This is a genomic window from Dechloromonas sp. TW-R-39-2 (genome assembly GCF_016864195.1).
Classification (GTDB): domain Bacteria; phylum Pseudomonadota; class Gammaproteobacteria; order Burkholderiales; family Rhodocyclaceae; genus Azonexus.
Genome location: NZ_CP045202.1, coordinates 3,341,234 through 3,360,674, shown reverse-complemented (window position 1 = coordinate 3,360,674; position 19,441 = coordinate 3,341,234). Strand labels below are relative to the sequence as shown.

At 62.4% G+C, this 19,441-nt stretch carries 20 protein-coding genes; 5 read left to right on the top strand and 15 right to left on the bottom strand.

Annotation, left to right across the window (positions count from 1 at the left end):
• On the bottom strand, positions 1–627 hold the full coding sequence (locus GBK02_RS16325) for a methyltransferase domain-containing protein (protein ID WP_203467647.1): 627 nt from the start codon (positions 625–627) through the stop codon (positions 1–3).
• A gap of 42 nt (positions 628–669) precedes the next feature.
• On the opposite strand from GBK02_RS16325, the gene hemC reads away from it, so the two are divergent.
• Genes hemC through GBK02_RS16300 form a run of 5 tightly spaced genes read left to right on the top strand, consistent with a single transcriptional unit; the run spans position 670 to position 4,875 of the window.
• Positions 670–1,605 carry a hydroxymethylbilane synthase gene (gene hemC / locus GBK02_RS16320; RefSeq protein WP_203467646.1) on the top strand — a complete coding sequence of 312 codons (936 nt, stop codon included), beginning with the start codon at positions 670–672 and terminating at the stop codon, positions 1,603–1,605.
• Positions 1,602–2,384 carry a uroporphyrinogen-III synthase gene (locus GBK02_RS16315; protein WP_203467645.1) on the top strand — a complete coding sequence of 261 codons (783 nt, stop codon included), beginning with the start codon at positions 1,602–1,604 and terminating at the stop codon, positions 2,382–2,384. Before hemC ends, GBK02_RS16315 begins: the two co-directional genes overlap by 4 nt.
• Positions 2,381–3,424 carry a uroporphyrinogen-III C-methyltransferase gene (locus tag GBK02_RS16310; protein WP_203467644.1) on the top strand — a complete coding sequence of 348 codons (1,044 nt, stop codon included), beginning with the start codon at positions 2,381–2,383 and terminating at the stop codon, positions 3,422–3,424. The genes GBK02_RS16315 and GBK02_RS16310 overlap by 4 nt, the downstream gene beginning before the upstream one ends.
• Positions 3,421–4,605, top strand: coding sequence for a heme biosynthesis HemY N-terminal domain-containing protein (locus GBK02_RS16305; protein ID WP_203467643.1), 1,185 nt, complete (start codon positions 3,421–3,423; stop codon positions 4,603–4,605). The genes GBK02_RS16310 and GBK02_RS16305 overlap by 4 nt, the downstream gene beginning before the upstream one ends.
• 30 nt (positions 4,606–4,635) lie before the next feature.
• Positions 4,636–4,875, top strand: a complete 240-nt coding sequence (locus GBK02_RS16300; protein ID WP_203467642.1) for a hypothetical protein — start codon at positions 4,636–4,638, stop codon at positions 4,873–4,875.
• Positions 4,876–4,944: 69 nt separating this feature from the next.
• On the opposite strand, the gene hemF is transcribed toward GBK02_RS16300, so the two are convergent.
• From hemF to GBK02_RS16230, 14 genes are all read right to left on the bottom strand, one after another.
• Positions 4,945–5,847, bottom strand: a complete 903-nt coding sequence (gene hemF, locus GBK02_RS16295) for an oxygen-dependent coproporphyrinogen oxidase (RefSeq protein WP_371810498.1) — start codon at positions 5,845–5,847, stop codon at positions 4,945–4,947.
• Positions 5,844–7,496, bottom strand: coding sequence for a sensor domain-containing diguanylate cyclase (locus GBK02_RS16290; RefSeq protein WP_203467641.1), 1,653 nt, complete (start codon positions 7,494–7,496; stop codon positions 5,844–5,846). Before GBK02_RS16290 ends, hemF begins: the two co-directional genes overlap by 4 nt.
• A 12-nt stretch (positions 7,497–7,508) precedes the next feature.
• Complete coding sequence (gene purD / locus GBK02_RS16285) at positions 7,509–8,786, bottom strand: phosphoribosylamine--glycine ligase (RefSeq protein ID WP_203467640.1); 1,278 nt, start codon at positions 8,784–8,786, stop codon at positions 7,509–7,511.
• Positions 8,787–8,812: 26 nt separating this feature from the next.
• Entirely contained in the window at positions 8,813–10,405 is a 1,593-nt protein-coding gene (gene purH / locus GBK02_RS16280) for a bifunctional phosphoribosylaminoimidazolecarboxamide formyltransferase/IMP cyclohydrolase (RefSeq protein ID WP_203467639.1), read from the bottom strand.
• A 6-nt stretch (positions 10,406–10,411) separates the two neighbouring features.
• A complete protein-coding gene (locus GBK02_RS16275; RefSeq protein ID WP_203467638.1) occupies positions 10,412–10,648 on the bottom strand; it encodes a Fis family transcriptional regulator in 237 nt (78 codons plus the stop codon).
• On the bottom strand, positions 10,645–11,658 hold the full coding sequence (gene dusB, locus GBK02_RS16270; protein ID WP_203467637.1) for a tRNA dihydrouridine synthase DusB: 1,014 nt from the start codon (positions 11,656–11,658) through the stop codon (positions 10,645–10,647). The genes GBK02_RS16275 and dusB overlap by 4 nt, the downstream gene beginning before the upstream one ends.
• A 117-nt stretch (positions 11,659–11,775) precedes the next feature.
• Positions 11,776–12,336, bottom strand: a complete 561-nt coding sequence (locus GBK02_RS16265) for a hypoxanthine-guanine phosphoribosyltransferase (protein ID WP_203467636.1) — start codon at positions 12,334–12,336, stop codon at positions 11,776–11,778.
• A 2-nt stretch (positions 12,337–12,338) separates the two neighbouring features.
• Positions 12,339–12,893 carry an adenine phosphoribosyltransferase gene (locus GBK02_RS16260; protein WP_203467635.1) on the bottom strand — a complete coding sequence of 185 codons (555 nt, stop codon included), beginning with the start codon at positions 12,891–12,893 and terminating at the stop codon, positions 12,339–12,341.
• 10 nt (positions 12,894–12,903) lie between these two features.
• A complete protein-coding gene (locus GBK02_RS16255; protein ID WP_203467634.1) occupies positions 12,904–14,193 on the bottom strand; it encodes an NCS2 family permease in 1,290 nt (429 codons plus the stop codon).
• Between the two features lie 82 nt (positions 14,194–14,275).
• Positions 14,276–15,151, bottom strand: a complete 876-nt coding sequence (locus GBK02_RS16250) for a 1,4-dihydroxy-2-naphthoate polyprenyltransferase (protein WP_203467633.1) — start codon at positions 15,149–15,151, stop codon at positions 14,276–14,278.
• A 67-nt stretch (positions 15,152–15,218) separates the two neighbouring features.
• Positions 15,219–16,421: an FAD-dependent monooxygenase gene (locus GBK02_RS16245; protein WP_203467632.1), complete on the bottom strand. Its 1,203-nt coding sequence runs from the start codon at positions 16,419–16,421 to the stop codon at positions 15,219–15,221.
• Positions 16,414–17,712 carry an aminopeptidase P N-terminal domain-containing protein gene (locus GBK02_RS16240; RefSeq protein ID WP_203467631.1) on the bottom strand — a complete coding sequence of 433 codons (1,299 nt, stop codon included), beginning with the start codon at positions 17,710–17,712 and terminating at the stop codon, positions 16,414–16,416. Before GBK02_RS16240 ends, GBK02_RS16245 begins: the two co-directional genes overlap by 8 nt.
• Positions 17,709–18,380: an N-acetylmuramate alpha-1-phosphate uridylyltransferase MurU gene (gene murU / locus GBK02_RS16235; protein WP_203467630.1), complete on the bottom strand. Its 672-nt coding sequence runs from the start codon at positions 18,378–18,380 to the stop codon at positions 17,709–17,711. Before murU ends, GBK02_RS16240 begins: the two co-directional genes overlap by 4 nt.
• Before the next feature lie 13 nt (positions 18,381–18,393).
• Positions 18,394–19,407 (bottom strand): aminoglycoside phosphotransferase family protein, encoded by a 1,014-nt coding sequence (locus tag GBK02_RS16230; protein WP_203467629.1) that lies wholly within the window; start codon positions 19,405–19,407, stop codon positions 18,394–18,396.
• Positions 19,408–19,441: the final 34 nt, after the last annotated feature.

The following is a 19,441-nucleotide window of genomic DNA, read 5'->3' as shown; positions in this document are numbered from 1 at the left end:
TCAAGCTTTGCGTTGCCAGACTTGCCAGCGCTCGCGCCCGGAAAATACGGCAATCGAATCGTCGACCGCAGTATCCTCGATGCGCTCGAAGTGAGTGCCGAGCAGTTCGTCGAGTTGTTCCGGCAGGATGCCGAAAGGCGGCCCTTTGGGCTGGTCGCATAAGAAAAAATAGCCGGCCAGGCGACCGCCGGGCGGCAGTAGCTCGGCGACGCGCCGGCCCCAGTCGGCCCACAGCTTGCGCGGCAGGGCGCAGAGAAAGGCGCGTTCGTAGATCAGTTGATAGGGCGCGGCCGGGGTGAAGTCGAAAAAGTCGGCACAAACGAGGTCGACCGCAGTATCGCCGAGGACGGCTCTTGCTTTGTCGACCGCGACCGGAGAGAAATCCAGTGCCGTGACCGGCCAGCCCTGTTCGGCCAGATGGACCGCTTCCCAGGCGCTGCCGCAGCCGGGGATCAACGTGTTGAGTGGGGCGGGCTGGCGGGCGATGTAGCCGGCCAGGGCGGCGGGTACCTTGCCGGCATCCCAGGGCGTCGTGCCTTCACCGAAGCGCTTGCACCAGAAATCGGGATGTTCCGGTCGTTGTTCGGCCGGCTTGATCTGGGTCGGGGAAGAGGGCTGGTCGCTCATGCTAAGATTGCCTCCCTCGAAAACTTCGCCTTCATCTGCCTCATGTCCGCTCTCTCCAAGATTGTTATTGCCTCTCGCGAATCCCGTCTGGCCATGTGGCAGGCCGTGCATGTCCAGGGCCGTTTGGCCAGCCTCAATCCGGGGGCTGAAGTCGTCATTCTAGGCATGACGACCAAGGGCGACCAGATTCTTGATCGTCCGCTCGCCGAAATCGGCGGCAAGGGCCTGTTCATCAAAGAGCTTGAAGTGGCGATGCAGGAAGGCAAGGCCCATCTCGCCGTGCATTCGATGAAGGATGTGCCGATGGTCATGCCGGAAGGTTTCGTGCTGGCTGCCATCTCGGCCCGTGAAAACCCGCGCGATGCCTTTGTCTCGAACAAATACAACGATCTGGACGATCTGCCGGCCGGCGCCGTCGTCGGCACCTCCAGCCTGCGCCGCGAATCGATTCTGCGCGCCAAGTATCCGCAACTGGTGATCAAGAGCCTGCGCGGCAATCTCGACACCCGCCTGAAGAAGCTCGATGCCGGCGAATACGACGCGATCATCCTGGCTGCTGCCGGCCTGATCCGCCTCGGCCTGGAAAATCGCATCAAAACGGTGTTGACCGCGGAACAGTCGCTGCCGGCACCCGGCCAGGGCGCGCTGGGTATCGAACTGATCGACGGTGCGGCCGACATGGCTGACGTCGTTGCTCCGCTCAACGATCCGGAAACGGCCCATTGCGTCAAGGCCGAACGTGCCTTCTCACGTGCCCTGGGCGGTTCCTGCCAGGTGCCGCTTGGCGGCTACGCGATCATCGAGAATGGCCAGCTCTGGCTGCGCGGCTTCGTTGCGACGGCCGATGGCAAGGAAATGATCAGCGCCGAATTGCGCGGCGATCCGGCCGATGACGAAGGCCTCGGCCTGCAACTGGCCCGCTTGCTGCGCGCCAAGGGCGCCGATGCCATCCTGGAAAAACTCGCCCACTGCAAATGAGTTTGAACGGCCCGCTGGCCGGTAAAACCATCGTGGTGACCCGGCCGCTGGCCCAAGCCGGGCCGCTGGCCGAAGCGATTGCGGCGGCTGGCGGTGAGCCGTTGATTTTCCCCCTGCTTGAAATCTCTCCGGCGCGCGATCCTCAGCCGCTCGCCGAGGCGGTGGCGTGTCTTGCCGATTACACGCTGGCGGTCTTCATCAGTCCTAACGCGGTCGACCACGCCTGGCCGGCCATTTCTGCAGCGGGCGGCTGGCCTGCCGGACTGATCCCCGCAGCGGTCGGGCAAGGCACGGTCAGGGCTTTGCTGGCGCATGGTGTCCGTGGCTGCGTTGCACCGACCGAACGATTCGATTCCGAAGCCTTGCTGGCTTTGCCTGCATTGGCCGAAGAGCGGGTGTCCGGTCGCCGGGTGGCCATCTTTCGCGGTGATGGCGGTCGTGAGTTGCTCGGCGATACGCTGCGCCAGCGGGGGGCAAAGGTCGATCTGGTCACCTGCTACTGCCGCTCCGGGCCGGGCGATGGTGTGGCCCCGCTGCTCGCCGCGTGGCGCGCCGGGAAGCTCGACGGCCTGACCGTTTCGAGCAGCGAAGGTTTGCGCTATCTATTTGATTTGCTTGACGGAGAAGGCCGCGATTTCCTGCGCGCCACCCCGCTTTTCGTCCCGCACCAGCGGATTGCCGACAATGCTCGCGCGCTGGGACTGAACCGGGTGATTCTGACCGATGCTGCCGATAGCGGCATTCTTGCCGGTTTACGTGCTTATAATTGGTCTGCATGAAGCCTGAAAACGAACTCCCCTCTTCTCCGACCGACATGTCCGTTCCCGTTCGCCCTTCTTCTTCCCGGCCAAGTCCGTGGTTGTTCATCGCCCTGGCGGCGCTGTTGCTGGCCGGCTGGCAGTGGATCGAAACCCGTCAGCAGCTGGATGCCGCCCGGCAGGAGATCAGTCAGCGTCTGGCCGCAGCCGATCTGGCCGAGAAGGAAGATCAGGGCGCACGCAAGCAAATGCAGGCTCAGCTGGAAACCATTCAGGCCCGGCTCGGTGCCGCCGATGCCCGGCTGACTGAATTCGGGACGCAGAATGCGGCGCTGCAGGCGTTCTATCAGGACATGGCGCGCAGCCGCGAAGAGGCGACCTTGCTTGAGGTTGAACAAGCCTTGACGCTGGCCGGCCAGCAATTGCAACTGGCCGCCAATGTGCCGGTGGCGATGCTGGCGCTGCAGACCGCCGACAGTCGTCTGGCCCGACTCGACCGTCCGCAATATTTGCCTTTGCGCAAGGCGGTCGCCAAGGATCTTGCCCGGCTGGCTGCCTTGCCGGTCGTTGATTTGCCCGGAATCAACCTGCAGCTTGAACAACAATTGCAGTTGGTCGACAAATTGCCGCTGGCCAGCCACGGTCGACCGCCGGAAACGGCAGGAAATGCCAAGCCGGCCCAGGTCTCAGGCTGGTGGCAGCAGACCGGCGATCAGGTCTGGCAACAGATCAAGGGGCTGGTCCGGATTCAGCGTTTTGATCGCGATGAGCCCATCCTGCTGGCGCCCGGTCAGTCGTTCTTCCTCCGCGAAAATCTCAAACTACGTTTGCTGAGTGCCCGTTTGGCCTTGCTGTCGCGCGATCAGCTCAGTTTCCGCAATGAACTGAAGGCGGTTCAGGATGCGCTGACGCGCCATTTTGTCAGTGATGACAAGTCCGTTCAGGCCAGCAGCCATGTCTTGCGCCAGATGGCCGGGGTCGAACTCAATACCGAGTTGCCGACCCTGAATGAAAGTCTGGCCGCCCTGCGTGCCTTGCGTCCGGCCAAGGAAAAGCGGTGAAGGGATTATTCTGGATTCTCGGGCTGTTTGCCGCAGCCGTTGCCCTGGCATTGGGGGCTCGCCTGAATGACGGCTATGTCTTGTTCGTCGTTTCTCCCTATCGGGCAGAAATTTCGCTCAATCTCTTCCTGCTTGTGCTGGCCCTGGCTTTTGCCGGCCTCTACATCGTACTGCGCAGCCTGGCATTGGCGCTTGGTTTGCCGAAGCGTGTGCGTGCCTATCGGGCGCGCCGGCAGAAAGAGCGTGCCGGGCTGGTTTTCCAGGATGCCGTGCGTCTGCTGTTCGAAGGGCGTTTCGGCCAGGCCTTGAAAAAAGCCGGCGAGGCCCACGCCGCCGGGACGGCGCCCGGTTTGTCGGCATTGATTGCGGCCCGCGCTGCCCAGCGCATGCGCGAGTCGCTCAAGCAACAGGGCTGGATGGAGCGGGCCAAAATCGACGATCCGCGCACCGAAGCGGCCACCTTGATGCTTGAAGCTGAAATGATGAATGAAGCGCGCCGTTTCGATGAGGCGCTGAATTCGCTGGAGCGTTTGCAGGCCAGGCAGGGCCGTCATATTGCGGCTTTGCGGCTTGAGTTGCGGGCACGCCAGGGGGCTGGCGACTGGGACGGTGTCGTCAAACTGGCTCGCCAGTTGAGCAAGCGCGATGCCTTGCCGGTTGAGGTGGTTAGCGAAATCCTGACCCAGGCGCATTTGGCCAATATCGCCCGCTGTGCGCTGGATACCGACAAGTTGAGCCATTATCTGCGTGCGCTGCCGGAGTCCGAGCGTGGCCGGCGTGTCGTTCTGGCCGCGGTCAAGGCACTGGCCGCTCAAGGGGCCGAGGCTGAGGCTCAAAAACTGATCGAAGCGGCGCTGGATGCCGGTCACAATGCCACCTGGCACTCGGCCTTGGTGGTGGTTTACGGCCGCCTCGGTGGCGGTCACCAGACGGCGCGGATTGCCCGGGCTGAAGCCTGGCTCGCTCAACACCCCGATGATGCCGGATTGCTCATGGCGCTGGGCCGGATGTGCATCCGTCAGCGTTTGTGGGGCAAGGCGCAAAGTTATCTGGAAGCCTCGCTGTCGGTTGAGGAAACCCAGGAAGGACATCTTGAACTGGCGCGTCTGTGCGACCAGCTTGAGCGTACGGAAGAAGCCAATAAACACTATCGGGCCAGCGCCAGTCTCGACGGACGCTAGGCACCACGACAAAACGGAGCGAGGGGACAAATGCTGAATATCGACATGCGCAAGATTTACAATTTTTACCCCATCGAGCCGACGCCCGATCCGGCCGCTTTGCCGACGGGGGGTGACCTGTACTACGAGTGCATGGATTGCTCGGTGATCGTCAATTCCGTTCCGCACATCAAGGCGGCCTGTGCCTGCGGCAATCTTGAAGGTGGCGGCGGCAAGATGGGCGTAAAAAACCCGGAGCGCGTCCGGGTCGTGCGCGGCAAGCTGAAGTAAGGCTGCGCGGAGCGCCGAGCATCCCGTTGCTGCGAGCAGCGGGATGCTCCATTTTCCTGGTTTTTTCGGTTATACGGCCCAGTCCTGCGGTTTGAGGAAGGTTTCGTAAAGCTCGGATTCTGGCGTGCCGGCTTCCGGTTGCCAGTCGTAGCGCCATTTGACGATGGGCGGGAGTGACATCAGGATGGATTCTGTGCGTCCGCCGGATTGCAGTCCGAATAGCGTACCGCGATCCCAGACCAGGTTGAATTCGACGTAACGACCGCGGCGATAAGCCTGGAAGTCGCGCTCGCGTTCGCCGTAGGGCGTTTCACGGCGCTTGGCCAGGACCGGCAGATAAGCCTGGGTAAAGGCATTGCCGACTGCCTGGGTCAGGTCGAAGCAGCGCTCGAAGCCCCCTTCGCTCAGATCATCGTAGAAGATCCCGCCGACGCCACGTGGCTCGTTGCGGTGCTTGAGGAAGAAGTACTCATCGCACCATTTCTTGTATTTCGGGTAAACGCTTTCACCGAATGGTGTCAGTGCGTCCTTGCAGGTCTGGTGAAAATGGGCCACATCTTCGCGTTGACCGTAGTAAGGCGTCATGTCCATGCCGCCGCCGAACCACCAGACATCTTCTTCGCCTTCCTTGCGCGCCACGAAGCAACGGACATTCATGTGGGCCGTCGGGCAATACGGATTGCGTGGATGCAGCACCAGCGAGACGCCCATTGCCTCCCAGGCGCGTCCGGCCAACTGGGGTCGTACGGCGGTGGCCGAGGCCGGCAGCGATTGACCGGTGACGTGCGAGAAATTGACCCCGCCGCGTTCGAAGAAATCACCTTCCTCGATCAGTCGTGAAATACCGCCACCGCCTTCGGGGCGATCCCAGGAATCGGTGCGGAAGGCTTGGCCGTCAAAGGCTTCAAGCTGGCTGACGATACGGCTTTGCAGGCCGGTAAAGAATGTTTTCAGGGTGTCTGTCGGGATCATGTTTTTTGCTTTGAGTTGTTGCTGGAGTATTCGTTGTTCTGGCGGTAAACCGAGTAGCGGTTACGACCATCCGCCTTGGCGCGATACATCGCAATGTCCGCCTGGCTCAGCAGTTGGCTGGCCGACAGCATGTCATCGGTGGCTGTGCCGACAAAGGCAATGCCGATCGAAACGCCGATCCGGATTGCCAGATCATCGATCCGCACGGGTTTTCCTGTCGCGGCGATACAGGCTTCGGCAATCCGTTCTGCCGCATCGCGCGGTGCTTCGCAGTCGCTGACCAGGATCAGGAATTCGTCGCCGCCCAGGCGGGCAACGGTATCCACTTCACGAACGCAACCCTGAAGTCGGCGCGCGACTTCTGTCAGCAACAGATCGCCGACCTGGTGTCCGTGCTGGTCATTAACCGGCTTGAATCCATCAAGGTCGAGAAACAGGAGCGCCAGACCACGGCCGCTACGGCGTATCCGCTGCAATTCCTTGTCCAGCCGGTCATTGATCAGCAGACGGTTGGGCAGGCCGGTCAAGGGGTCGTGGTGAGCCATTTCAGCCAGCCGTCGCTCCTGTTCGAGCAGCTTTTCCTGGAGACGGTTGAAGCTGCTGGTGACATCACCAACTTCATCCTGGTATTCGCTGAACAGCGGTTGCATCGGCCGGGTGCCTTCCGACATGTCATGCAACTCCTTGGCCAGGCGACCCAGGGGCGCCAGCAGGTGGTTCAGGGCGGCCAGCAGCAGAATGATGATCGGCAAGGAGAGCAGGCCGGCAATCAACAAAGTGTTGCGGACGCTGTTCCAGACCGGGGCAAAGGCTTCGCTGGTTGGGCAGCGGGCGATCAGGAGCCAGCCGGTTTGTGGGATTTCGACGGTGGCGATCAGCTCGTTGATATTGTCACTATTGCGGACAATGTCGATCCCGCGGACACCGGCCAGGGCCCGGTCCAGTGCCAGGTCATGGCCGGCCTCGGGCAGTGGGCGCGATGATTTGCCCGGGTCCGAGGTCAGTGCGTAGCTGTGGTGGCGGGGAGAGATGAGTTGATAGCTGCCGGTCTTGCCGGGGGCCGTGCCCTGGATCAGGTCCAGGAAGCCGGGGCTGGTCAGTGGCGTGACCCCCGCCATGAGGGCGAGCAACTGCTGGTTGTCGTCGAGGATGGGGATGGCGATCACGATCGCCGGTTGTTGTGTGGCTCGGGCAACCAGCGGTTTGCTGAAGGTGGCGCGGCGTGTCGTCGTGGCGCTGATGAACCAGTCGCGGTCGACGAATGATTTAGGGCGACTTTCGAGACGCGGGCTGTCAGCCAGTACAGCACCACCATCCGCAGGTACGATCATCAGACCGGTCGGGAAAAGGGTGTGGATGGCTTTGCGATCATCCAGCCAATCCTGCAATTCCTTCGGCTTGGCGAGCAGGTGATGCGGCAGGTTGTCTGCCACACGCTTGAGACTGTCCATCCGCAGCGCCAGTTTGCTGTCGATGTCGCGGGCAATGTAGTTGGCTGTTGTCAGCTGCTGTTTGAACAGCATGGCCTGCATTTCATCGTACAGAATGCGGGCAACGAAAAAGGTGGTCAGGCCGATGCCGACCAGGAACAACAGACCGGCCACGGCAGCAATGCGAGTTCTCAAACTGCTGCCGAGGCGCGGCCACATGGCGTACGGGCTCTAGCGGGCAACCGCCCGGTAGCCGATATCCTTGCGGAATTGCATGCCATCAAACTGGATCTGGACGGCCGATTCATAGGCCAGTTTCTGGGCCAGTTTGACGTTTTCGCCGAGAGCGGTGACGCACAGGACACGCCCGCCGCTGGTGACGACCTTGCCATCCTGTTCAGCCGTGCCGGCGTGGAAAACGTGAGCATCCTCGCCGAAGCTGTTGCCCGCCGGCAGACCGTGGATCGCATCACCCTTGCGCGGCGTTTCCGGGTAATTGGCGGCCGCCAGAACGACACCCAGCGCAATGCGACGGTCCCATTCCGCTTCGACCTGGTCGAGCGTGCCATTGATGCCGTTTTCGATCAGATGAACGAAGTCTGACTTCAGGCGCATCAGGATCGGCTGGGTTTCCGGGTCGCCCATGCGGCAGTTGAATTCCAGCGTCTTGACGCTGCCATCCTTGCCGATCATCAGGCCGGCGTAGAGGAAACCGGTGTACTGGATGCCGTCGGCCGCCATGCCGCGTACGGTCGGCAGGATGATTTCGCGCATCGCCTTGGCGTGCACTTCCGGCGTCACGCACGGCGCCGGCGAATAGGCTCCCATGCCGCCGGTATTCGGGCCCTGGTCGCCGTCGAAGATACGCTTGTGGTCCTGGCTGGACGCCAGGGCGAGCACATTCTTGCCGTCGACCATGACAATGAAGCTGGCCTCTTCGCCATCGAGGAATTCCTCGATCACGACGCGGGCCCCGGCTTCTCCCAGCTTGTTGCCGGACAGCATGTCGTCGATTGCGGCGTGGGCTTCTTCGAGGCTCATCGCCACGACAACGCCCTTGCCGGCAGCCAGGCCATCAGCCTTGATGACGATAGGCGCACCTTGCTGGTCGATGTAGGCGTGGGCTTCGGCCGCATCCGTGAAGGTGCCGAAACCGGCCGTCGGAATGTTGTGGCGTGCCATGAAACGCTTGGCGAAATCCTTGGAGGATTCGAGTTGGGCGGCTTCCTTGGTCGGGCCGAAGATTTTCAGGCCACGCGCCCGGAAAATGTTTACCACGCCGGCGGCCAGCGGGGCTTCCGGGCCGACCAGCGTGAGGTGCACATTGTTCTGCTCGGCGAAATCAGCCAGCGCCACCGGGTCGGTGATGTTGATGTTTTCCAGTTCATGCTCGCGTGCCGTACCGGCATTGCCCGGTGCGACATAAACCTTTTGCATGCCCGCTGTCTGGGCCAGGCGCCAGGCCATGGCGTGCTCGCGGCCGCCGGAACCGATTACCAGTAGTTTCATGGCTGATCTCTTTGGGACTGTTTTTATTAATGACGGAAGTGGCGGGCGCCGGTGAAGACCATGGCCAGGCCATGTTCATCGGCTGCGGCGATGACTTCCTCGTCGCGCATCGAACCGCCCGGCTGGATGACCGCCTTGGCACCGGCTTCGGCCAGTACATCGACGCCGTCGCGGAACGGGAAGAAAGCATCCGACGCGACGACCGAGCCTTGCAGCGATAGGCCGGCGTGCTGGGCCTTGATGCTGGCAATCTTGGTCGAGTCGACACGGCTCATCTGGCCGGCACCGACGCCGAGCGTCATGCCGCCGCCACAGAAAACGATGGCATTGGATTTGACGAACTTGGCGATGCGCTCGGCGAACAGCAGGTCTTCGATCTGCTGGGCGGTTGGCTGGACCTTGGTGACGATCTTCAGGCCGGAAGCCTGAGCCGTGAAGTTGTCTGCGGTTTGAACCAGCAGGCCACCGCCAACGCGCTTCAATTCGAGCTTGTTGAGGTCACGCGCCATCGGCACGATCAGGACGCGCAGGTTCTGCTTGGCGGCGAGGGCGGCCAGGGCTTCCGGGGTGAAGAACGGGGCAATCAATACCTCGACGAAGTGCTTGCGCTCGCTCATCGCGTTGACGACATCGATGCCGACTTCACCGTTGAAGGCGATGATGCCGCCGAAGGCCGAGGTCGAATCGGTCTTGAAGGATTTCTCGTAGGCGCCGAGCAGCGTGCCGTCGATGGCGACGCCACACGGGTTGGCATGCTTGACGATGACGCAGGCCGGGACGTCGAAGGACTTGACGCATTCCCAGGCCGCATCGGAGTCGGCGATGTTGTTGTAGGACAGTTCCTTGCCCTGCACCTGGGTGTAGTTGGCAATCGCACCTGGCAGGCGCTCGGTGTCGCGGTAGAACGCCGCGCTCTGATGCGAATTTTCACCGTAGCGCAGGATTTCGGTGCGGTCGAAAGCCAGTTGCAGCTTGGCCGGGAAGATGGCCGGTACCGGTGCGGCGGCGGCCGGCTGGGCTTCGGCGCCTTCGTCGAGACCGGTCAGCCAGTTGGCGATCATGCTGTCGTAGCGGGCGGTGTGCGTGAACGCCTTCTTGGCCAGGCCGAAACGCGTGGCAAGCTGCAGGGCGCCGGCATTGGCCTTCATTTCGGCGAGCAGCGGCTGGTAGTCGGCCGGATCGGTGACGATCGCGACGCCGGCGTAGTTCTTGGCCGAGGAGCGGACCATGGCCGGGCCGCCGATATCGATGTTCTCGATGGCGTCTTCCAGCGTCACGCCGGCCTTGGCGATGGTCGCGGCAAATGGGTAGAGATTGACGCAAACCAGGTCGATCATCGGGATGCCGTGGGCTTCGATGGTCGCCATGTGCTCGGCCAGATCGCGACGGGCCAGGATGCCGCCGTGCACCTTCGGGTGCAGCGTCTTGACGCGGCCGTCGAGCATTTCCGGGAAGCCGGTGTAGTCACCGATCTCTGTCACGGTCAACCCGGCATCGCGCAGCATTTTGGCGGTACCGCCGGTAGACAGCAGCTTGACGCCCTGGGCGGCGAGGCCTTGGGCAAATTCGAGAACGCCGGTCTTGTCGGAGACCGAAATCAGGGCTTGTTTGATGGTCATGGCGATTTACAGAAGTTGATGTTCGGTGAGTTTCTTGCGCAGCGTATTGCGGTTGATGCCAAGCATCTCCGCTGCCAGTGTCTGATTGCTGCCCGCTTTGGCGAGAACGACTTCGAGCATGGGCCGTTCAACGCTTTTCAGCACCATGTCGTAGATTGCGCAGGGTTTTTCGCCATCGAGATCGCGAAAATATTGCTCGAGTGCCCCCAGCACGCAAGCAGAAATATCTTGTTGTTGGCTCATGCTGCCAACGCCTCCTCTGTGTATTTCAAATGTTGATGCTCTGCCGCCAGACGGCAGAAAAAGTCGTTTACTGCCTGCATCTGTTGATCGATGCTCGGCAGGACGTTCATTTCCTTGCGGAAGGCCGCCGAGCCGACCAGCCCCTTGGTGTACCAGGAGATGTGTTTGCGGGCGACCTTGAAACCCGTTTCCGGGCCGTAAAAATCGTAGAGATCAACCAGGTGAGCCTTGAGGATCTCGTGAATTTCGGTGACTTCGGCCGGCGGCAGGTGTTCGCCGGTTTTCAGGAAATGTTCGATTTCGCGGAACAGCCAGGGGCGGCCCTGGGCGGCGCGACCGATCATCACGCCGTCGGCCCCGGTCACGTCGAGGACGTGTTTGGCTTTTTCCGGCGTCGTGATGTCGCCATTGGCGATGACGGGAATCCTGATCAATGTTTTGACCATGGCGATGGTGTCGTACTCGGCCTCGCCGGTGTATTGCTGGCAGCGCGTCCGGCCGTGGATGGCAACGGCGCGTACGCCGGCCGATTCGGCAATGCGCGCGATGGTCGGCGCATTGCGGTTGGCCAGGTTCCAGCCGGTGCGGAATTTGAGCGTGACCGGCGTATCGGGAATGGCGCCGACGACGGCATCGAGAATCTTGCCGACCAGTTCCTCATCCTGCATCAAGGCCGAGCCGGCCATCACGTTGCAGACCTTCTTGGCCGGGCAACCCATGTTGATGTCGATGATCTGGGCGCCGTTGTCCACGTTGTGGCGGGCGGCTTCGGCCATCATTTTCGGATCGGCACCGGCGATCTGCACGGAGATCGGTGCGACCTCGCCGGTATGGTTGGCACGGCGCAAGGTCTTGGCGCTGCCGTACAGCAGCGAATTCGACGTGACCATTTCGGAAACAGCCAGTCCGGCGCCCATTTTCTTGCACAACTGGCGGAAGGGACGATCCGTCACGCCGGCCATCGGCGCGACGAACAGGTTGTTGCGAAGGTTGAAGCCGACAAATTCCATGGGCGCAAAAAGACCGGGCAGGGTGTTTCGGGAAGAGGCGGATTGTACCTCAGTAGCCGCCTAAAAAATAGTCAAATCGGGCGAAAAGGCCATTTTCCAGGCGCCCCATTCTGGTGCTTAATGGCCTTTCAAGGCGTAGATGCCGGGGGCGTTTCGCCAATAACCTTTGTAGTCCATGCCGCAGCCAAAAAGAAAGCGATCCGGGATGTCGAGACCGGTGAAATCGGCCCGCATGCCGGGCGTGGCCTTGCGTGTGTGATCCTTGTGCACGAGTACCGCGGTCAACACGCGGGCGGCGCCTTCTTCGCGCAGATGCTGGCAGATCGCCTTGAGCGTGTGGCCTTCGTCGAGAATGTCATCGACGACCAGCACCGTACGGCCCTTGATTTCCTGGGTCGGACGAACGCGCCAGTCGAGCAGGCTGTTGCCTTCCAGTTGATGGCCGTAGCGGGTGGCGTGCAGGTAGGAGATTTCGAGCGGGAAATCGAGGCGGGCGAGCAGGCGGCCGGCAATGATCAGGCCGCCGTTCATCACGGTGTAGACCAGTGGGTTGGTGTCGGCCAGTTCAGCGGTGATGGCGCTGGCCATCTGGTCGAGTGCGTTGTTGACTTGTTCCGGGCTGGCCAGGCAGTCGGCTTCGGCCATGGCACGGCGGATTTCTTCGAGATGGGTGGTCATGTTCAGTGTCCGGCAAAATCACATACGGTAAAAATCGGCAAGCCGGCGGCTTTGAGCAGCGCCGAGCCGCCCAGTTCGGGCAGGTCCACGATGGCGGCCGCTTCAACGATGGTTGCATCGAGGCGTTGCAGCAGTCGGGCGGCCGCCATCATTGTGCCGCCGGTGGCGATCAGGTCGTCGATCAACAGGACGCGTTGGCCGGGTTGGACGGCATCGGTATGAATTTCGACCGTCGCATTGCCGTATTCGAGTTCATATTCTTCGGACACGGTGGTGAACGGCAGCTTGCCCTTCTTGCGGACCGGAATGAAGCCACGATTTAGTTGATGGGCAACGACGCTGCCGAGAATGAAGCCACGGGCATCGATGCCGGCGACCAGATCGATATCGGCATTCATGTAACGCAGTACGAAGGCTTCGACCAGAACGCGAAAGGCGCGCGGGTCCTGCAGCAAGGGAGTGATGTCGCGGAACTGGACGCCGGGGCTGGGCCAGTCGGCTACGGTGCGGATGCGCTGGCGCAGGAAGGCGGTGTCGAACAGGGGATCGGTGTGCATGAAGTGGGTCTTAGAGGAGCGCAAATTTGGCAATGAAGGCAGCGGCAATCAGCGCAACCGTCGGTGAAACATCATGTCTGCGGCCGGCGAGTACTTTGATGGCGACATAGGAAATGAAGCCAAACGCAATGCCGTGGGCAATCGAGAACGTGAAGGGAATAGTGATCGCGGTGACGACGGCCGGCGTGGCTTCGGTCAGGTCGTCCCATTCGATTTCAGCCAGTCCGCGCGACATCAGGATGGCGACGTAGCACAGCGCCGGGGCCGTCGCGTAGGCCGGGACCGTGCTGGCCAGCGGGGCAAAGATGACGGCGGCCAGGAACAGCAGGGCGACGACGACGGCGGTCAGCCCGGTGCGACCACCGGCTGCGGTGCCCGCCGCCGATTCGATGTAGGCGGTGGTGGACGAGGTGCCCAGGCAAGCGCCGGCGGTGATCGCCAGCGAGTCGGCGAGCAAGGCTTTTTTCAGGCGCGGCAGGCGGCCGTTCTGGTCGAGCAGGCCGGCCCGGTGGCAAACACCGATCAGCGTGCCGGAGGCATCGAACAGTTCGACCATGAAGAAGGTCAGGACAACCGCCAGCAGGCCGGCATTGAGTGCGCCGGCCAGGTCCATCTGCAGGAAGGTCGGGGCCAGTGACGGTGGTGCGGCGACGACACCGTGGAATTCGCTGAGGCCCAGGGCGGCGGATACCGAGGTGACGGCGAGAATGGCAATGATGATGGCGCCCGGTACCTTGCGGTACTCCAGTGCAACGATCAGCATGAAGCCGGCCGAGGCGAGCAGCGGTCCCGGCGTATGCAAATCGCCCAGGGTGAGCAAGGTGGCTGGATGGGCCGTGATCAGGCCGGCATTTTTCAGGCCGATGATTGCCAGGAAGAGGCCGATGCCGGCTGAAATCGAATATTTCAGCGAGGTTGGAATGGCATTGACGATCCATTCGCGAACCTTGAACAGGCTGATGGTGATGAACAGCATCCCGGAAATGAATACTGCGCCCAGGGCGGTCTGCCAAGTGTAGCCCATACCTTGCACCACGGTGAACGCAAAATAGGCGTTCAATCCCATGGCCGGCGCCAGGGCTACCGGGTAGTTGGCGTACAGCCCCATGATGCCGGAGCCGATGGCGGCGGCCAGGCAGGTGGCAACGAAAACGGCGTCTTTCGGCATGCCGGCCGCGGACAGGATGTCCGGATTGACGAAGACGATGTAAGCCATGGTCAGGAAGGTGGTCAGGCCGGCGAGTAGCTCGGTACGGACCGTGGTGCCATGAGCCTTGAGCTGGAACAGGCGTTCAAGCATGGGGGGGTGCTCCGCGGAGAAAGCGGCGAATTTTACCAAGAGTTGGGCCGCTTGGCCGGTTGCCGTGTTGGCTCGGGGACGGCTAGATACAGAAAGCGGCGGTCAGGAGCAGGGCAAACAACAGCTGGAGTCCGGCACTGGCGGCCAGTATCTGGTTGAACACCGGACCGGGTGCCTCGTTGCGGAAACGCTGGGCGAGCCGCAGGGCGAGTGGCAGGGAGAGTGCCGGCAGCAGCGCCTGCCAGCCGAGTTCCCGGCTCAGCAGCGGCAGCAGGATGTACGGCAGCAGCATTTCGGCCAGATAAACCTGCTGCGTGGCCGGGCGGCCAAGGTGCACGGCCAGCGTGTTTTTGCCGTTGCTGGCGTCGCCGTCGAGATCACGATAATTGTTCACCGTGATCACCGCTGCCGCATGCAGCCCGACCAGGCTGGCCGCAATCAGTGTCGCAGTGCTCAGGCTCATGGTTTGCAGGTAGTAGCTGCCACCGACGGCGATCAGGCCGAAAAAGACAAAAACGAAGATTTCGCCGAGTGGACCGTAGGCAATCGGTTTCGGTCCGCCGGTGTAGGCCCAGCCGGCTGCCAGCGAAGCCAGGCCGATGGCGATGATCGGCCAGCCGCCGTGCACGACCAGGTAAATGCCGCACAGGAAGGCCAGGGCAAAGCTGAGCCAGGCGCCGGCCTTGACCTTGCCCGCCGTCAGCCAGCCTTCCGCGGTGGCGCGTCTGGGGCCGAGGCGTTCCGGTGTGTCGGTGCCGCGCAGGAAGTCGCCGACATCGTTGAACAGATTGGTGCCGATCTGGATGAATGCTGCCCCGCATGCCGCGGCGAGTAGCGGCAACCAGAGCAGCACGCCGGTGTCGTGCCAGGCGATTGCTGTCCCGACCAGCACCGGCGACAGCGATACGGAGAGTGTCTTCGGGCGGCAGGCGAGAAACCAGGCGGTGCTTGTTTTCATGTCTTGCGGGGCGGGTGGCAGGTCGGGCACTTTAAGCGATGGCCGGTACATCCGGCTTTGGGCTGGATCAAGGCCAGGCGCGGGCGCCCCAGATCATGCGCTTGGCGACGAAGTGGCGGGCCGGCGGGAAAACGTCGAGCGCCAGCAAACCGAGGCCGCGGACCAGTTTGAGCGGCGCGGAGTCGTTCGAGAAGGTACGTACGATCCGGTCGGTGAAGAAGGCGCTGCCTTGTCGGTCGAGTTGGCGCTGGGCGGCATAGTCGTGCAGGCTTTGGCGCCAGTCGGCTGCCGATTCGGTTTTTTCGCGGTCGACGCCGTTTTTGAGCAGGATTTCAGCCAGTTGCCAGGCGTCGCGGATGCCCAGGTTGAATCCCTGGCCGGAAACCGGGTGCAGCGTCTGGGCGGCATTGCCGATCCAGATTTCGTTGCCCTTGACCAGCGGATCGCGCAGGCGCAGGGCGAGCGGAAAGCGGCTGCGCCGGCCGGGCTGGCTGAATGTCATGCGCTGGCCGAATTGTTGCTGCAGGGCGGCAATGAAATCTGCGTCGTTCATGTTCATCACCGCGTCGGCCTTGTCGGGCGGCAGGGTGAATACGATGGAGTATTCGTTGCCCAACGGCAGCAGGGCGAGCGGGCCGTCCGGCGTGAAGCGCTCCCAAGCGCGCCGGTTGTGGCCGGGCGTCGGGGTGATCTCGCAAATGACGGCGTGCTGGACGTAGTCGCTGACCTTGACGGCCGGATCGTCGCCCGGCGTGCCTTCGGCGTGTACCAGCAGTCGGGTGCTGATCGTACGCAGTTGCCCGGCGTGGCGCAGCGTGACGGTGACTCGATCGTCGCCGGGTGTGATCTCGAGAATTTCTGCTTCCGCCAGCACCGCGTTGCTGGTCAGGTTGGCGGCCAGCGCATTGGCCAGGTCGCTGTAGCGAACGACGTAGCCGAGCGCCGGCAGGGCGTAGTCGCTGCGGTCGATCAGCGTGCGACCAAAACCGTCCTTCTGCGAGACGTGAATGGTTTCGATCGGCGTCGCGGCGCGGTTTGGCCAGCTATTGATCTGTTCGAGCAACTGGCGGGCGCCGTGCGACAGGGCGAGGGCGCGCGGGTCGCTTGGCGGGGCGTGTTGCGCCCCAAGGGAACTTCCTGCCGGGTGCGGTCGACGGTCCAGAAGCAGCGATTTCCGGCTACCGGCGGCGAGTGCCAGATGCAGCGTCATGCCGACCGGGCCGGCGCCGACGATCAGGATATCGACTTGGTCAACGGAGGCTTCAGTCATGGCGCATCACTTCCTCTATTTCGGCCACCGTCTTCGGTGCCGTGGTGAAGATGTCGCAACCGGTTTCGGTGACGCGCACATCGTCCTCGATGCGAATGCCGATGCCGGCCAGTGCCGGCGGAATGTCGGCGCCGGGGCGGATGTAGAGGCCCGGTTCGACGGTCAGCGTCATGCCGGGTTGTAGCTTGGTCCATTCATCGCCGACCTTGTATTCACCAGCGTCGTGCACGTCGAGGCCGAGCCAGTGGCCGGTGCGGTGCATGTAGAAACGCTTGTAGTCGCCCTTGTCGATCAGGTTGTCGAGATCGCCGCTGAGCAGCTTGAGGTCGATCAGGCCTTGCGTCAGCACGCGCACGGCGGCGTCGTGAGCTTCCATGAAATGACGGCCGGGCGCCGTGGCGGCGAAGGCGGCATCCTGCGCAGCGAGGACGATTTCGTAAACGTCCTTCTGCGCTGCATTGAAACGGCCGTTGACCGGGAACGTACGGGTGATGTCGGCGGCGTAGCCCTCAACCTCGCAGCCGGCGTCGATCAGTACCAGCGTGTGGTCGTTGAGCAGTTTGTTGTTCTCGACGTAGTGCAGTACGCAGGCGTTGGCGCCGCCGGCGACGATGGGCGTGTAGGCATGAGCGTCGGCACCGCGCTTGCGGAATTCGTAGCTCAGCTCGGCTTCGAGTTCGTACTCGGCCATGCCGGGTCGGCAGGCGCGCATGGCGCGGGCGTGGCCGGCGCTGGCGATGTCGGCCGAGCGTTGCTGGATGTCGGCTTCGGCGCTGTCCTTGATCAGGCGCATGGCATCGAGTTCGTGGCGCAGGTCGTGGATGGCGCGCGGCGCGCGTTTGCCGGCGCGGGTCTGGGCGCGCACTTCGTTCAAGGCCTTGGCGATGCGCGTATCCCAGGCGGCATCGTGGCCGATGGCGTGCCACAGCGTGTCGCGGTCGACGAGCAATTCGGCCAGTTTCTTGTCGAGTTGTTCGATGGGATAGGCGGCATCGAAGCCAAAAGCGACTTTGGCCGCTTTCGGGCCGTAACGGTAACCGTCCCAGATTTCGCGCTCTTCGTGCTTTTCGCGGCAGAACAGGATGGACTTGGGTTTCTTGCCGCCGACCAGCACAACCACCGCTTCCGGTTCCGGAAAGCCGGCCAGGTACCAGAAATAGCTGTCGAAGCGGAAGGGGTGGTGCGCGTCGCGGTTGCGGATGACTTCCGGTGCGGTCGGCACGATGGCGACGCCGTCGCCTATGGTTTTCAGCAGGCGCTTGCGGCGGGCGAGAAAGTGGGTGTGGCTCATGCGTTTTTGAGTTCCTGATCCAGTTCCGCAAGGCGCTGCGGCGTACCTACGTCGACCCAGCGACCGGTGTGGTGTTCCCCGGTCAAGGTGCCGGCGGCGATGGCGGCGTCGAGCAGCGGACGAAGTTTCATGACCGTGCCAGATTGAACGCCCGCGAAGAAGGATGGCGAAAAGACGCCAATGCCAGCGTAGGTGAGTGTTTGCTTACCGTTGGCGTAAATGACGCGCTCGCCGTCCAGGCTGAAGTCGCCGGTGGTGTGGTGGGCTGGGTTGGCAACCATCACCAGATGGGCGGTTTTTGCGGTCAACTGCCTGGCGCGATTGAAATCCCAGTCGCAATAAACGTCGCCATTGACCACGAGAAATGGCTGCTCGTCGAGCAGTGGCAGTGCGGTGGCGATGCCGCCGGCGGTTTCCAGCGCGCCCGGCGGTTCAGGTGAGTACTGGATGTTCAGCCCCCATGACGCACCATCGCCCAGCGTTTGCTCGATTTGTGCGCCGAGATGGGCGTGATTGATCGCGATCTCCTTGAAACCGGCTGCCGCAAGTCGTTCCAGGTGCCAAACGATGAGCGGCTTGCCGCCGGCCTGAAGCAATGGCTTGGGCGTGTGGTCGGTCAGCGGACGCATGCGCTCGCCGCGCCCGGCGGCCAGGATGAAGGCTTTCATGGCAGCTTTCCGCTTAGCGGCGATAGCCGATCTGGTCGGTGTTGCCTTCCAGTTTGTCGAGCAGGTTGAGCAAGGGCTTCAGGGCGACGTAGCGACCGGCGGTCTTGCGCGCGTAGTTCATGAAGCGCGGCAGGTCTTCGCTGTATTTTTCCTTGCCGTCGCGATATTTCAGGCGGCAGAAGATGCCGAGCACCTTGAGGTGGCGTTGCAGCCCCATCAGTTCGTAGTCGCGCCAGAAATCGCCGAAATCGGCGCGCACTGGCAGGCCGGCGGCGCGGGCTTTTTCCCAGTAGCGGACGACCCAGTCGATTTCCTGCTCTTCTTCCCACGAAATGAAAGCATCGCGGAAGAGGGAGACGACGTCATAGCTGATCGGCCCCATCACGGCATCCTGGAAGTCGATGATGCCCGGCGTCAAGCGGGCCTCGCTCTCGACGATCATCAGGTTGCGCGGCATGAAGTCGCGATGGACGAAAACCTTGGGCTGGGCCAGCGCCGAGTTGATCAGGAACTTGAAGGTCCGGTCGAGCATCAGCTTTTCGCTGTCGTCGAGTTGCACGCCGAGGTGGCGGCCGATGAACCATTCCGGGAAAAGGTCGAGTTCGCGGCGCAACAGTGTGGCGTCATAGGGCGGCAGGGTGCTGGCCTTGCTTGATAGTTGCCATTTGACCAGCACATCGAGGACCGGACGAACCAGCATGTCGGCCATCGACAGGTCGGCGTTCAGTGCGTCGAGGTAGCCGATGCGGCCGAGGTCGGTGAGCACCAGGAAACCGTTGTCGAGATCCTTGTCGAGGATGCGCGGGGCGGCCAGTTCGGCCTTGGCGAGCAGGCCGGCAACGTGGATGAAGGGTTTGCAGTCCTCTTTTTCAGGCGGGGCGTCCATCAGGATGCGCGTGCTGCCATCCGGCCAGGTCAGCCGGAAATAGCGGCGAAAACTGGCATCGGCAGAGGCCGGAGTGATTTGGACGGTCTGGCCGGGGAAGCGACTGGCGACCCAGTCTGTAACAAGTTGATCGCGCGACATCGGATGGGAGTGGGTTCGTTGTAAAATGCCACGA